Here is a 13,318-nt window from a genome sequence, read left to right as displayed (position 1 = left end):
CAAATATTGGTCAATGTTAGGGTAGAAATCGCTGAGCAGCTCCCATAGTTTTGGGGTATAGATTATTCAACTAAAAAAACAGAAATAGAATGCAACAAAAAGTAGAAATGGCCAACAAGGCCCACGAAGCAATTCCTGGGAACCCATCCACGGCCACAAGTAGTAAAACAAAACTCAACGACAGGTCCAATGGTAAACCACTTCGTGTACTGAGCGAAGAAGACTGGGAATTCTGGATAGAGAACGGATATATTGTTATCAAAAATGCCGTTCCAAAGGAACAAGCCAAGGCGACCGCCGATTTTTTATGGGAGTTTGATGAAAAAGATCCAGATGATCCGGAAACTTGGTATGCTCCTCCCCGTGCCGAAATGAAAATGAAAGAACTCACGGGTACTGGAATGGTAGAAGTATATAACAATCAACATTTATGGAACAACAGACAAACGCAAAAAGTATACGAAGCATTTGTGGACATTTGGGGAACGGAAAAGTTATGGGTAACGATAGATCGCGCCAACTTGAACATGCCGCAACGTCCGGGAGAGAACAAAAAAGGATTCATTCATTGGGATTACGATCCCGAGACCAAACCTCAAAATGTGCAGGGTGTGCTGGCCCTTGCCGATCAGACCGATGAAAACATGGGCGGGTTCCAATGCATACCATGGTTGTACCGGAACTACGATACTTGGAAACAGACACAGCCCGAAGACCGTGATCATTTTCAGCCAGATATTACAGGCTTGGAAGACAAGATCGTGAAAGTGAAACTGGAAGCAGGGGACCTTCTGATTTTTAACAGTACCCAACCCCATGGTATCCGACCCAATAAATCCGGGGACAAGGTTCGGATTGCACAGTACATTTCGATGATGCCCGCCGAAGAGGACAATGAGCAAATGCGTGAATGGAGGATTAATTCTTGGAAAAATAGGATTGCTCCAGAAGGCTATGCGTTTCCAGGAGACCCACGAAAATGGGAGCAGACCAAATACGAAACCGCCAAATTAAGTCCACTTGGGGAAAAGTTATTGGGGCTGACTAACTGGTAGATTATCAAATCCTTAAAAATTTCCGTGCGATTAGGGTCTTGCATTTAATAATGCTACTTTTGCGCGCTTCAAGAAAGAAGCCATGAAAAAGTATCTCAATCTTTTCGATTTTTCGCAAAAAGTAAACTATCGCACAGAAATTTTATCGGGCTTAACCGTTGCACTTGCTTTGGTGCCCGAAGCCATTGCCTTTGCCTTTATTGCGGGCCTATCTCCCTTAACAGGTTTGTACGCTGCCTTTGTTATGGGATTGGTCACTTCCATTTTGGGAGGTCGACCAGGAATGATCTCTGGAGCTACGGGAGCCGTTGCGGTTGTGATCGTTACTTTGGCACAGCAGTATGGAGTGGAATATGTTTTTGCCACTGTGGTCCTAGCTGGAATTTTGCAATTGTTGGCCGGGGTTCTTCGACTAGGTAAATTGATGCGCTTGGTGCCCCATCCTGTCATATTTGGATTTGTGAACGGTTTGGCCGTAATCATATTCATGTCGCAAATGAGCCAGTTCAAAACTGTCGACGGTGAATGGTTGAGTGGAAGTACGTTGTATATTTTCTTGGGGTTGGTACTGTTGACCATGGTGGTTATTTGGGGACTTCCCAAGCTCACCAAAGTAATTCCAGCATCCTTGGCCGCTATTCTTTTGGTCTTCGGAATCGTGTTTTTCTTTGGATTGGACACGCGAACCATTGGGGATATCGCCTCCATTCAAGGAACATTTCCTCCTTTTCATATTCCCGATCTTCCTTTTACTTGGGAAACATTACAGATTATTTTCCCTTTTGCCGCAATTATGGCAGGAGTAGGTTTGATTGAAAGTTTATTGACCCTGAACATAGTGGATGAGATTACCGAAACCCGTGGTCGTGGCAATAAAGAAGCTGTTGCTCAGGGCACGGCGAACATTCTCTCTGGATTTTTCTCCGGGATGGGTGGTTGTGCCATGATCGGGCAGAGTTTGATCAATACCTCTAATGGAGCACGAGCACGTCTTTCAGGGATTGTAGCTGCTTTGATGTTGTTGGTCTTCATCATGTTCGGTTCCAACTTGATTGAAAAGGTACCAATGGCGGCGCTTACAGGGCTGATGATCATGGTAGCGTTGGGAACTTTTGAATGGGCAAGCTTGAAAACCTTCCGTAGAATGCCAAAATCCGATGTTTTGGTAATGGTATTGGTTACCTTGGTGACCGTGTTCCTTCATAACTTGGCCCTTGCGGTTTTGGTAGGGGTGATTATCTCCGCTTTGGTGTTTGCGTGGGACAATGCAAAACGTATTCGGGCCAGAAAAAGCATTGATGACGAAGGCGTTAAGCATTATGAGATCTATGGTCCGTTATTCTTTGGGAGCACCACTTTATTCGCCGAAAAGTTTGATGTGCTGAACGACCCTGAAGAAGTGGTGATCGACTTTGCAGAAAGTAGGTTGGTGGATATGTCCGCCATTGAGGCCGTTAACAGGATTACGGAGCGCTACCGAAAAGTAGGCAAAAAAGTACACCTGAAGCATTTGAGCCGGGACTGTAGAAGATTGTTGGCCAATGCCGACGATATTATCGAAGTGAACGTATTGGAAGATCCAACCTATAAAGTTGTGGTGGATAACTAGAGTTTATTCACGGGTCTTTCCTAAAAACACATTCACCTTTGGGTTCTGTGGATTGCCGCTGGCCCGGCGCATCAAAACTACTTGACCTGTATGTTGGATGCAGTCGGAAATCATTCCATTGATCATGTTCCAATAGGGAAACTCCGAGGTTTGGTCACCTTGCTTAAAAACCACCTTGAAGCTTTCCATCTCTTCAGAACTCTTGCCCAAAACTTTATTGCTTGCTGCTTTAAGATTTTCTAGTGTTTTGGCGCGTAATTCTTCAAAAGAATATGGAGTTGGATTTTTTGGTCGAATATAGGGCTTGGCATCCGGTGCCAACAAAATATTGTTGGACATCGAATAAATGTGTTCCAAAGTTTCCAAAGTAGAGCGTCCACTTTCTGAAGGTTTGTAAGCCAAATCCTTTTCGGTTAATCCTTCGGTTGCCCAATAATATCGGTATCCCAATCCATCGATCATTCTGGAAATTAAATTACCGGAGCTGTAATCGGAAGGGTAGTCAGGGATTTCTTTATAAGGAAGTTCCATTTCCTGTGCTTGAATTTGGTGATTGGTCATCAAAATGAAAATGAGTAAAAAGAAGCATAGTTTTTTCAAAATCAATCAATTTTTTTAAAAACCAACAAATTCTCTTCCGATCCATTGGAGAGATACAGTCGGTTGTTTTCAATTTTATATGTTGTGCTGCCTTGCAGTGCGGCCAGGAACTCGGTTTCTTTGTCCATACTTGGGCACGCCATTCGGGTGGATGCAACTTGTGTAAACCGAAGAACATCCTGCTCGTAAAAAAGGCTCCCTGTCATACGGTTACACCCCGAAAAACCAGAAAAGCGATTGTTATTGATATTAATTTCCATATTTGGGACCTCCCTTCCATCAAAATCTTCTTTGGAGATAGGGTTTCCTTTCATTTCTTCCAAGACCCAAATATCGTGTAGCCTATAATCTGTAATGTAAGACCCACAGCCTTCATAAACTATGGTTTCACCTCCGCCTGTATTTTTGTAAGAAACGGTTACTGTATATGGAAATACCTCGCCAGACATGGCATTGGTGCATTCTTTATGGGAAATAATTACATCCATTTGGGTGGCCTCCGTCTGAATGCGGTACATGCTAATATTACCATCCTGTGCTTTTATGGCTGTGGAGGGAGGAGTGGTGATGGTATCCTCCATCGTCTGCAGCTCCACTTTGTCGTCATATATTTTAAGTCCCCAAAAAGGTTCAGTTCCGGTAGCTTTAAAGTAACTCCCATCAATTTTTATGGCAATGGGTTCCATTTCCCGCTTTTTTTCCTCGGTTATAAGGGTATCTGCTTTAATTTCTTCTGATGCTTCGGTGGCTTCAGGCTCAGAAGTTTCTACCTTCTTTTTTTCAACGCAGCCGAAAAACAGCAATACGGCACAACTTAATATGATTGAATTTTTCATGGGTTTACTTTTTTAAATCGCATCATGGGTACATCTCCGACCAAAAGGTTGAGCTTTCCACCCTCCACGGAGTAGCCATCTATTTTTTTCATCATATCAAGAAATTGCCTTTCGCTACCGCCGCAGAACATCATGGTGGTAGGGCCGGGGTCGCCAAAAACTATAGTGTTTTCGGCAAGTTCGTAATCTGCGGAGTAGCCATTGCAACTATCGGTGCCCATTACTTTTCCAGATTCTTTATCGAAAGTGATCTGTGGTTTCTTTTTTGGGAAGAGCCCTTCAAAGGCAATACGGGATCCGGAAATATACTCGAGTTCCCAAGTGGGGCCATACAGCGCTTCCTCGCTCGTTTTTGGCTCACCGCATGATTCCACCAGCAGTACGGCGGAAAAAACCAGGATGATTGAGGTTTTCATTTTTTCAGAAATTAATGGTTAATGCTGTAGTAAAATACTAAAAAAATAGATGAACTCCTCAATAGATAAGGTTGTTAAATCGCTAAATAATATGCATGCTATTGCGTCCTTTTGCTCCACACTTCGTAAATCGGGTTTCCTTTGCTACTGAAACCGGAGTGGTGCCAATCACCATCTTTCAACTCATAATTAAACTCTAAACTGGCTCCTACTCTAGAGTCATCCCTTGAAAAGAAACCGATGTTTTCGGTATACTTACCGTCTATAGTGGTATAGGTGCCTCCGCCAGTTCCCATAAATTCTTTTGTAGCCGTATTGTAGGCAATCCATTGAAATCGGGTGCCAGATAAAATTTTCATGGTTTTTCGAGGCCCTGAGGTATCTCGTTTCACAATTTCACCATCGCGTTTTCTCCCAGAAATCAACCATGCTCCAAAAAGGTCTCCAGGTGTTCCGTTGTCAATTTTGGTCCAACTCAATTTTCCCAATTCTAAATTATTTTCAGTTACGGAGAACGCATCATTCTTTGTCGTACCTACATTTCCAGGACTACGTGAATCATATTCATAAGTAAGATTCAGATCATCACCACTTACTGAATAACCACCCCCTTTTGTACCCAAAAACTTTCCACTTGGTTTTTCAAAAATGGCTTCTGAAAAATAACTCCCAGTAAAAATTAGGGTATGTTCCACTTGGTATCCTTTACCATCGGATTCGATGGTGGTCCAAGCGCCTTGAAGATCCTGCCCGTGCAAAAACGGAGTTAACAGCAAACAAAGGGTGATCAGTATATTTTTCATGGGTGAAAGTTTGCTATTAAGATAAAAAAAGCTGCTGTTTTTATTGCAAAACAGCAGCTCTAATATAATAAAGTTGGTTTGTTAGAGTGTTCTCAAGTATTCTGCAACATCCCTTGCTTCGTCCTCGGTCAAATTTTGATTGAGCATAATGGCGTTATTGTACTCTTTCAAAAGTGCTTTGGCAATTGGGTCTTCTTTCAACATACCGTCGGGGTTCAAAATCATGTTCATTACCCATTCTGGGCTTCTTCTATCATAAACTCCCTTTAATGCAGGACCAATCATACGCTGGTCGACCATGTGACAAGCAACGCAAATAGCTTCAAACTTTGCTTTACCACGTGCGACCATTTCATCGTTGATTTCATCAGGAAATTCTAAACTGGTTATTGGCCCAACACCTTTGTTGTCCATATCAACAGGAACTTCTTCTTTAGCTTGTGCTTTTGTATCCTCAGTTTTGGTACGGCTTACTTCAAAACCATCTTTCTTTTCCTTTTTATCGCCGCAACTTGCTATCATGGCACCTAAGGCCAAGACCATTACAATTTTTTTCATTCTGACTCTATTGAAGTTTGTTTTTGAAAATGTAGCCACTAAGATAGGTAATTAGAGACTAATAATCGGAGGGTTTTTTGTTTTGTCCCTCACAACTGGCCTGTCATAGCTGTTTTTAAATGGAATTGAAAAACTCCAAAGCCCTTTTTTCGGTATAGGTGATGTTGTTTTTGCCCCAGAAACCTACGTGGCCACCATAATTAGGGGTTTCCAAATATAGATGGGAGTTCTCATCGGTTTCTTTTACGGGATAGCATTCAGGTCCCAAAAAGGAATCATCTTTGGCATTAATGATTAAACTTGGCACTTTAATACTGGGTAAAAACTGTAACGAACTGGACTTTTCATAATAGTCCAAAGCGTCCTTAAAATTGTGTGCCTTGCTGGTGTAGATGTCATCAAAATCCTTCAGGGTCTTGATTTTTTTAATGTCCGCATCACTGATTTTATCTGGAAACATTTCTTGCTTTTCCCTTAGCTTATCCAATAAATTTCCTTTGAACTTAATGGCATACAATATGTTTTTTGGGCTGAGCAATTGTTTACAGGAATCGTGAAGGTTGCAGGGTACGGATATCGCTACGGCACCTTTTAGTTCTTTTGGAACATTGTTGTCTTCGCCCAAATATTTGAGCAATAGGTTACCGCCAAGACTAAACCCTTTCAAATAAATTTCCGAATAATCCCTGGTGTTCAGAATGTGATCAAGTACTTCGATTAAATCCTCTGTGGCCCCAGAATGATAGGAACGGTACATTTTGTTGGGCTCACCGCTGCATCCACGGTAATTTACCGCACAAGTGTCGTACCCATTTTGATTTAGGATTTTGGCGCTACCTGTAATATAGGGGCGTTGTGCATCTCCTTCCAATCCGTGCAAAAGCACAACCAATTTTTTGGTAAGTGTTTTTGAATTGCTCCAGTCCAAATCCAAAAAATCCCCATCAGATAGTATGATGCGTTCCCGTTTTTGAACTACCCCATTCACGGAGCGTATTATGCCTGAATAAATAGTGGCGAAATGGCCATTTCTAAATAAAAAGGGCGGTGTATATTCGGAAGCAACTTGAGGCATTGGTTATTCCTTTGGATACGTTTTCAATAGCTTGGCCTGTTCTTCAACGGAGGCTTTAAATTCACCTTTCAGTGTATCGACCAACTGGGACACTGGTAGTACATTGTCTATGGTAGTAACACCCTGACCGGCCGACCAAATTGTTTTCCATGCTTTGGCCTCGGTATCCAGTTCCTTGCCAAAATCTATTTTTCGACCTTTTTTCAAATCCTCCTCGGATATACCGGCAGCGTTTAAACTGGCTGCCAAAAAATTGGCGGGCACTCCGGAAATGGCCGCGGTATATATGACATCGCTGGCACCGGAATCTATGATCATTTTTCGGTATTCTTCCGTAGCTTTACTTTCTTCTGTGTTAATAAAACGAGTACCCATATAGGCAAGGTCGGCTCCCATTTGCAATGCCGAGGCAACATCCCTTCCCGTACTAATGCAGCCGGATAAAAGAATGGTCTTGTTGAAAAATTTCTTCACTTCAGCGACCAAACTCATTGGGTTTATGGTGCCTGCATGACCACCGGCACCCGCAGATACCAGAATAAGACCGTCCACCCCAGCTTCTGCTGCTTTTTCTGCATGACGCTTTTTAATAATATCATGGAACACCAAACCTCCGTAGCTATGAATGGCATCTACTACTTGACTAACTGCTCCAAGAGAAGTGATTACCAATGGTACTTTATGTTTAATGCAGAGCTTTACATCGGCCTCTAGTCTTGGGTTGGTTGGATGCACAACGAGATTTACACCAAAAGGAGCGGCTTTTTTGCCCGTCTCCTCTTCAAAAGCCTTTAATTCCGATTTGATCTGGATAAGCCATTCCTCAAAACCCTCGCTTGTACGTTGGTTTAAGGCGGGAAAGGTACCTACAATACCATTTTTACAACATTCCACTACCAGTTTTGGCCCGGAAATTAAAAACATCGGGGCTGCAATTACAGGAAGCGCTAGATTTTTGATGAATTCAGCTTTTTGGCTCATGGGTTTCGTGTTAAACTATGTTTAAAAATAGGAACAATTCTTCTTCCTTATTGGAATCAGTTATCAAAACTATGGTATTTTTACAATTATTATGCATGCATAACAAAATAACCCTCTATGTTTTTTAAAGAATTTGAGATTAGATGGAGCGATATAGACGCTAACCGACACTTGGCGAATTCCGCTTATATCAATTTTATGAGCCACACCCGAATGGCGTATCTGGGACTAATAGGTTTTAACCAAAAAAGTATGTCCGAGCACAATATTGGTCCAGTGGTATTCTATGAGCACGTCTATTATTTTAAGGAAGCTTTTCCGGGCAAACCTGTAAGGGTTTCATTGGAATTTGTTGGGATGAGCAAGGACGGAATGTTTTTTGAATTCAGACACAACTTCTACGACCATAATGGCAAAAACTTTGCACGTTGCGAAATGATGGGTGCTTGGATTGATTTGAAAAAAAGGAAATTAACAGGATTGCCAAAAGATTTTTTGGAGACTTTCGGCGCTATGGAAAAATCGGAAGACTTTAAAATTTTGACGAGGGCCGATACACGCAAACATGTTCAAGTTCCAAAGGATTTGTAAATATTTTATACAACCGAGTTCAATGTACTAATCCAGGCTTCTTTTTGAATAGCCAAACCAGCTTGGAGACTTTGCCAATTCCCCTAAAATACTTTCATCGAGCCAATGTTCGTACCAGTCCAAAAAATTGTTGTCATAAGAAAAACGGGGAGCCATTTGTGCGCATACGTCCATGTTTATGACCTTGCCTTCATAAGGTCCGTTCAGCACCAGTGCATGAATGTAGGAGCACCCCTGCGAACCGATAGGCAAGATACCGCCATAAATTTTGGTATACTCCTCATCCAACTCATCGTCGGAGGTATTATTTTCAAATATGGAATCCATAAAATCATCCCAAAAGATATCGGTCATATTTGGATGTAGAAAACACGCGTTCTTCAGATGCGTCACGGCACCTGGATAAATCAGCTGATCCATATTGGTTCCGAGAGGATATATTCCATAGAAAGGGCCCGCACCTGAATTCAAGTAGGAAATCCCTCCATTTCCGACCTTGAGTACAAAAGTCCTGTAACATTCAGGAAACCGAATTTTGTATTTTTTCTCCAAAGCTTCGACTTCGGCTATACTTGCAGGCGGATTTAATTCATATCTGTGACGTCCCGCTCCAAAGACCCTGCAGTCCTTATCGATCAACTTGGCTTTAACAAGCTTTTTTTTGATGCGGTCGATTTGTTCGGATAAAGAGGGACCGGTCATTTTTTCAATTTATTTGCCCAATCCAATTAAAAACTAAAACCATTATATATTTAATCGGGGTGAAAGACATATTAGGTAAGAACGTAAAATACGCGCTAGACTTCAATTTAGGTATAGCCAATTGATGAATGCCCTTTTCCTTTTGACTTAAGCAGGTTTTAAATCAATATGGAGAAATCCGCTTTGGTTTTTTACTCGCCAAGTATACCCCTGCCAAAACAAGGGTCATTGCAACTACTTTAACTAAGGTAAGCTCATCTTTGCCTGAAAAAAGTGCGAAAAGAATTCCCACCAAAGGTTGCATATACACAAATGCACCTACAGATGAGGCCTTGAGCTGTGTTAGTGCAAAAATGTTGAACAAATAGGTCAGGAACGTGGTGCCGATAATCACAAAAGCTATTGAGCCATAAGCCCAAATGGGCATAGTGGACCATTTAATTTCCAAAGCCTCCGGAAGGGTAAGCGGAAGATTAATAAAAATAGCGATGGTAAAGAGCCACTTCATTAAAGTGAAGGGATGATACTTTTCAATCAATTTTTTTACAACTACCAAGTAAGCACCGTAAGAAGTTGCATTTATAATGAACAAAAAGTTGCCAAAAGGTATATTGGGGGCATCTTGACGGGCTTCTACTCCAAAAAGGATAAGCCCAATGGCCCCAACAAATCCCATGAATATTCCCAACCCTTTGTTCAAAGTGATTCTCTCACTTAAAAACAAGGCCGAAATAACCACTACGATAATAGGTATGATCGTTACTAAAACAGCACTGTTAATGGGTGTGGAAAGTTGCAGTCCCTTAAAAAAGGAAAGCATATTAATGGACATTCCCAAGAGGGCACATACCAACATTCTTCCCCAATCTCTTCTTTCAATTTTTTCCTTGGGTCCAAAAAAGGAAATCAACCAAAAAAGAAGGGCGGCTCCACCAACTCTTAAAAATATAAACCCAAAGGGTTTAACGTGCCCGGGCATAACTCCTTTGGCCACGGTGTGGTTTATGCCGTAAATAAAGGTGGCACCGATAGCGGCCAAAATGGCCAGGGTTCTTTTGCTCATGAATGCAAGGCTTGCTTGGCAGCTTCGACCGTTTTTTTGGAATTTCCCACAAAAATCCGATCATCCACTACAACCACGGGTCTTTTTAAAAAGGTGTAATGTTCCAGGATCAAGTCTTTATAATCGTTTTCAGAAAGGTTTTTTTCATTGAGCCCCCTCTGACGGAAAAGCATGGCCCTTCTACTGAATAGCGATTCATAGCTTCCGCTCAATGCGCCCATTTGCTCCAATTGTTCAGGAGTAATGGCTTCAGACTTTATTTCTTGCAGTTCCACACCGTCCAAAGGTTCCAATTCTTGAAGAATGCGTTTACATGTAGAGCAACTGCCCAAATGGTATATTTTTTTCATAAGTATGGTGTTGGATGGGCAAAGGAAATCAAAAATCCCTCAAATTACATTATCAACATGTAAAATCAACAGCTTTTAAGGGAGGTGTTTGTTTTTATTGATCGATATAATCCTTGTTAGAGGAAAGCGGTTTCAAATTTTAGGGCTAGTTTTACATCAATCAAATTGTTTTTTATGGAAAAGACGTTCGATATTCTTCTTAAGAACAGAAAAATTCTTCACGATTTTTTGCAGAACACGCCCAAAGAGGATTTGTTCCAAATTCCTGAAGGTTTCAACAATAATATTTGGTGGAACATTGCCCATGTAGTTGTGACCCCCCAACTTTTGATGTACAAATTGAGCGGTCTGGATTTTACCATTGAAGAAGAATTGATCAACAAATACAAAAAAGGCACTTTTCCAGATGGGGTGCCTCCAAAGGTGGAACAAGAAAAAATATCTGCCTATCTGTTCAGTACGGTAAAACATATTCAATTGGATTATGAGCATGGTAGGTTCAAAAATTTCCAAGAATATATGACCACTCCGAAAATCGGGCTAAACAGTCCTGAAGATGCTTTATCCTTTAATGTATTTCATGAAGGGCTTCATCTTGGTGCCATCTTGGCACTGAAAAAGGCCTTGGCACGAGCTTAGAGTTTTACTTTTCGTTTTAAGTACAGATTGATTTCATTGTAAGGTAAAACCAACTCAATGGGACCGTCGGCATAGGAGGCCACTTCGTATTGGTTGTATATCAACTTTAATCCATCTGTCGTGTAGCCGATGTTGTTCGATAAATGAAAAGAATCGCCCTCGAACATAAATCCAGTGGCGTTGATATTGGCATCTTGCGGGATTTTTTCCTGAATGCGGAACTTGGTCTCGGCAAAATCCTCAAATCCGTCCATATCCCCAAAAAGTTCCCAGTTTTCCAATTCTTCACCCTGTTTTTTATCAAAATTGAGATATGAAGTGGAAGCGTAACCGTGGGCACCTCCTGTAAAAGAATAGGAGTTCAGCATAATGGTAATGATATTATGATCCTCATAAATTACTTCGGCATCAATTGTGGTTTCCCATGGTACCTCGTCGGGAAATTTGGTTTTAACTTCCTTATAACTTTCGGTAAAGGATTGTAATGCCTTTTCTGCACTATCAATGTTCTTATCTTCGGTAAAAGATAAAATACTGATGATTTCTTCGTTCAGGGAACGGTTGATGGCCTCGGAAACCGGGGAGTCTTCAAGAGCATTTGGGATATTGACCTCTATTTTGGGACAGTCTTCACAGATTTCCCCCTGTAATTGGATAGGTTCAAAAGTGAGTTTACTCTCTGTTTGGCAGGCTAACAAAGATAATATTAGGAGAGAACCAAGGTATTTTTTCATGGATCTAGGTTTTGGGTCAGCAAAAATAATACTTCGGAAAGATAACGATACATTTGTATGAAGATAGTTTCAGCATGGGCAAAAAAGAGTTAAAATTCAATAGTAAAGCGATTCACGGAGGGCAGCAGCCCGATGCGGCTTATGGAGCTGTAATGCCACCTATATATCAAACCTCCACTTATGCACAGTCCACGCCTGGCGGGCACAAGGGTTATGAATACTCCAGGGGGGCAAACCCGACCAGAACGGCCCTGGAAAATGCCTTGGCCAGTTTGGAAAACGGACATTTTGGGATGGCTTTTGGTAGCGGAATGGCCGCTATTGATGCCGTAATGAAATTATTGAGCCCAGGTGATGAGGTCATCTGCACCAGTGACCTTTATGGTGGCAGCTACCGGCTTTTTAAAAAGGTGTATGAAAAATATGGAATCAAGTTTCGGTTTTCGGAAATGGTGGATATGCAAGAACTGGTTTCGCAAATCAACGAAAACACAAGGTTGGTCTGGGTGGAAACTCCCACAAACCCTATGATGAACATTATTGATATAGAAGCAGTAGCCAAAATCACAAAGAGCCATAAATTACTGCTGGGAGTGGACAATACATTTGCCACCCCTTATTTGCAGCGCCCATTGGATCTGGGTGCGGATATCATTATGCATTCCGCTACCAAATACTTGGCAGGCCATAGCGATGTGGTGGTTGGCGCCTTAGTGGTAAAGCAACAAGAACTGGCCGATCAATTGTACTTTATCCAGAAATCCAGCGGAGGTATTTGTGGCCCTATGGACAGTTATTTGACCCTTCGTGGTATAAAAACACTCCATGTGCGTATGCAAAGACATTGCGAAAATGGGGAATCCATCGCCAAATATTTGGAGAATCATTCTAAAATCGATAAAGTATACTGGCCTGGCTTTGAACACCACCTGAATCACGAAGTAGCCAAAAAACAGATGACAGGTTTTGGTGGCATGATTTCTTTTGTACCCAAGGGCGGAAGCTATGAGAGTGCCATTAAAATTGTGGAGAACCTTCAAATATTTACCCTGGCGGAATCGTTAGGAGGTGTCGAAAGTTTGGTAGGACACCCTGCAAGTATGTCGCACGGCAGTATTCCTAAAGAAGAACGAGAAAAAAACGGTGTTGTTGACGCGCTCATCAGGCTAAGTGTCGGCATAGAGGATGTGGAAGATTTGATTGCCGACCTCGAACAGGCGCTTAACTAACATTTTTTGAAAAATTTATAAAAAATAAATATTCAAATTATTGAAATAATATAATTTTGCCCTGAAATTCATAATTC

Annotated in this window: 16 protein-coding genes; 5 read left to right on the top strand and 11 right to left on the bottom strand. The window is 41.6% G+C overall.

The features are described from left to right. Positions 1 to 89: 89 nt before the first annotated feature. Complete coding sequence (locus J0X13_RS09260) at positions 90 to 1,055, top strand: phytanoyl-CoA dioxygenase family protein (protein WP_207071160.1); 966 nt, start codon at positions 90 to 92, stop codon at positions 1,053 to 1,055. A gap of 82 nt (positions 1,056 to 1,137) precedes the next feature. Continuing rightward, complete coding sequence (locus tag J0X13_RS09255) at positions 1,138 to 2,664, top strand: SulP family inorganic anion transporter (protein ID WP_207071159.1); 1,527 nt, start codon at positions 1,138 to 1,140, stop codon at positions 2,662 to 2,664. Between the two features lie 3 nt (positions 2,665 to 2,667). Here J0X13_RS09255 and J0X13_RS09250 read toward each other — a convergent pair whose 3' ends face one another. From J0X13_RS09250 to J0X13_RS09220, 7 genes are all read right to left on the bottom strand, one after another. Continuing rightward, positions 2,668 to 3,264 carry a DinB family protein gene (locus J0X13_RS09250; RefSeq protein WP_207071158.1) on the bottom strand — a complete coding sequence of 199 codons (597 nt, stop codon included), beginning with the start codon at positions 3,262 to 3,264 and terminating at the stop codon, positions 2,668 to 2,670. A 2-nt stretch (positions 3,265 to 3,266) separates the two neighbouring features. After that, entirely contained in the window at positions 3,267 to 4,100 is an 834-nt protein-coding gene (locus J0X13_RS09245; protein ID WP_207071157.1) for an META domain-containing protein, read from the bottom strand. Further along, positions 4,097 to 4,516, bottom strand: coding sequence for an META domain-containing protein (locus tag J0X13_RS09240; protein WP_207071156.1), 420 nt, complete (start codon positions 4,514 to 4,516; stop codon positions 4,097 to 4,099). Before J0X13_RS09240 ends, J0X13_RS09245 begins: the two co-directional genes overlap by 4 nt. A gap of 98 nt (positions 4,517 to 4,614) precedes the next feature. Then, positions 4,615 to 5,319: a DUF4488 domain-containing protein gene (locus J0X13_RS09235; protein ID WP_207071155.1), complete on the bottom strand. Its 705-nt coding sequence runs from the start codon at positions 5,317 to 5,319 to the stop codon at positions 4,615 to 4,617. A gap of 81 nt (positions 5,320 to 5,400) precedes the next feature. After that, positions 5,401 to 5,877 (bottom strand): c-type cytochrome, encoded by a 477-nt coding sequence (locus J0X13_RS09230; protein WP_207028315.1) that lies wholly within the window; start codon positions 5,875 to 5,877, stop codon positions 5,401 to 5,403. Positions 5,878 to 5,992: 115 nt separating this feature from the next. After that, on the bottom strand, positions 5,993 to 6,952 hold the full coding sequence (locus J0X13_RS09225) for a YheT family hydrolase (protein WP_207071154.1): 960 nt from the start codon (positions 6,950 to 6,952) through the stop codon (positions 5,993 to 5,995). A 3-nt stretch (positions 6,953 to 6,955) separates the two neighbouring features. Beyond that, positions 6,956 to 7,933 (bottom strand): NAD(P)H-dependent flavin oxidoreductase, encoded by a 978-nt coding sequence (locus tag J0X13_RS09220; RefSeq protein ID WP_207071153.1) that lies wholly within the window; start codon positions 7,931 to 7,933, stop codon positions 6,956 to 6,958. Positions 7,934 to 8,050: 117 nt separating this feature from the next. Between J0X13_RS09220 and J0X13_RS09215 the strand changes: the two genes are divergently transcribed. Beyond that, positions 8,051 to 8,524: an acyl-CoA thioesterase gene (locus J0X13_RS09215; RefSeq protein ID WP_207071152.1), complete on the top strand. Its 474-nt coding sequence runs from the start codon at positions 8,051 to 8,053 to the stop codon at positions 8,522 to 8,524. A 27-nt stretch (positions 8,525 to 8,551) separates the two neighbouring features. Here the strand turns inward: J0X13_RS09215 and J0X13_RS09210 are convergent, their stop codons facing one another. The 3 genes from J0X13_RS09210 to J0X13_RS09200 all read right to left on the bottom strand — a co-directional run bounded on the left by J0X13_RS09210 (position 8,552) and on the right by J0X13_RS09200 (position 10,639). After that, positions 8,552 to 9,226 carry an SMI1/KNR4 family protein gene (locus J0X13_RS09210; protein WP_207071151.1) on the bottom strand — a complete coding sequence of 225 codons (675 nt, stop codon included), beginning with the start codon at positions 9,224 to 9,226 and terminating at the stop codon, positions 8,552 to 8,554. Between the two features lie 163 nt (positions 9,227 to 9,389). Then, positions 9,390 to 10,289 (bottom strand): DMT family transporter, encoded by a 900-nt coding sequence (locus J0X13_RS09205; RefSeq protein WP_207071150.1) that lies wholly within the window; start codon positions 10,287 to 10,289, stop codon positions 9,390 to 9,392. Beyond that, positions 10,286 to 10,639, bottom strand: coding sequence for an arsenate reductase family protein (locus tag J0X13_RS09200; protein WP_207071149.1), 354 nt, complete (start codon positions 10,637 to 10,639; stop codon positions 10,286 to 10,288). The genes J0X13_RS09205 and J0X13_RS09200 overlap by 4 nt, the downstream gene beginning before the upstream one ends. A 174-nt stretch (positions 10,640 to 10,813) precedes the next feature. Between J0X13_RS09200 and J0X13_RS09195 the strand changes: the two genes are divergently transcribed. Then, positions 10,814 to 11,278 carry a DinB family protein gene (locus tag J0X13_RS09195; RefSeq protein ID WP_207071148.1) on the top strand — a complete coding sequence of 155 codons (465 nt, stop codon included), beginning with the start codon at positions 10,814 to 10,816 and terminating at the stop codon, positions 11,276 to 11,278. Here the strand turns inward: J0X13_RS09195 and J0X13_RS09190 are convergent. Continuing rightward, positions 11,275 to 12,012: a DUF3298 and DUF4163 domain-containing protein gene (locus J0X13_RS09190; protein WP_207071147.1), complete on the bottom strand. Its 738-nt coding sequence runs from the start codon at positions 12,010 to 12,012 to the stop codon at positions 11,275 to 11,277. The two genes, J0X13_RS09195 and J0X13_RS09190, sit on opposite strands and share 4 nt — an antisense overlap. 74 nt (positions 12,013 to 12,086) lie before the next feature. Between J0X13_RS09190 and J0X13_RS09185 the strand changes: the two genes are divergently transcribed. After that, positions 12,087 to 13,241, top strand: a complete 1,155-nt coding sequence (locus J0X13_RS09185) for a cystathionine gamma-synthase (RefSeq protein ID WP_207071146.1) — start codon at positions 12,087 to 12,089, stop codon at positions 13,239 to 13,241. Positions 13,242 to 13,318: the final 77 nt, after the last annotated feature.

The sequence above is a fragment of the [Muricauda] lutisoli (nom. illeg.) genome, from assembly GCF_017313105.1.
Classification (GTDB): Bacteria; Bacteroidota; Bacteroidia; order Flavobacteriales; family Flavobacteriaceae; genus Flagellimonas; species Flagellimonas lutisoli.
The sequence above is the reverse complement of the archived record's forward strand: the minus strand, read 5'-3'. Positions and strand labels throughout refer to the sequence as shown.

Coding starts and splice junctions, on each gene's coding strand:
- J0X13_RS09225 (WP_207071154.1), bottom strand. CDS start 6,952: ATGCCTCAAGTTGCTTCCGAATATACACCGCCCTTTTTATTTAGAAAT.
- J0X13_RS09190 (WP_207071147.1), bottom strand. CDS start 12,012: ATGAAAAAATACCTTGGTTCTCTCCTAATATTATCTTTGTTAGCCTGC.
- J0X13_RS09210 (WP_207071151.1), bottom strand. CDS start 9,226: ATGACCGGTCCCTCTTTATCCGAACAAATCGACCGCATCAAAAAAAAG.
- J0X13_RS09185 (WP_207071146.1), top strand. CDS start 12,087: ATGGGCAAAAAAGAGTTAAAATTCAATAGTAAAGCGATTCACGGAGGG.
- J0X13_RS09240 (WP_207071156.1), bottom strand. CDS start 4,516: ATGAAAACCTCAATCATCCTGGTTTTTTCCGCCGTACTGCTGGTGGAA.
- J0X13_RS09220 (WP_207071153.1), bottom strand. CDS start 7,933: ATGAGCCAAAAAGCTGAATTCATCAAAAATCTAGCGCTTCCTGTAATT.
- J0X13_RS09245 (WP_207071157.1), bottom strand. CDS start 4,100: ATGAAAAATTCAATCATATTAAGTTGTGCCGTATTGCTGTTTTTCGGC.
- J0X13_RS09205 (WP_207071150.1), bottom strand. CDS start 10,289: ATGAGCAAAAGAACCCTGGCCATTTTGGCCGCTATCGGTGCCACCTTT.
- J0X13_RS09260 (WP_207071160.1), top strand. CDS start 90: ATGCAACAAAAAGTAGAAATGGCCAACAAGGCCCACGAAGCAATTCCT.
- J0X13_RS09215 (WP_207071152.1), top strand. CDS start 8,051: ATGTTTTTTAAAGAATTTGAGATTAGATGGAGCGATATAGACGCTAAC.
- J0X13_RS09235 (WP_207071155.1), bottom strand. CDS start 5,319: ATGAAAAATATACTGATCACCCTTTGTTTGCTGTTAACTCCGTTTTTG.
- J0X13_RS09195 (WP_207071148.1), top strand. CDS start 10,814: ATGGAAAAGACGTTCGATATTCTTCTTAAGAACAGAAAAATTCTTCAC.
- J0X13_RS09230 (WP_207028315.1), bottom strand. CDS start 5,877: ATGAAAAAAATTGTAATGGTCTTGGCCTTAGGTGCCATGATAGCAAGT.
- J0X13_RS09200 (WP_207071149.1), bottom strand. CDS start 10,639: ATGAAAAAAATATACCATTTGGGCAGTTGCTCTACATGTAAACGCATT.
- J0X13_RS09255 (WP_207071159.1), top strand. CDS start 1,138: ATGAAAAAGTATCTCAATCTTTTCGATTTTTCGCAAAAAGTAAACTAT.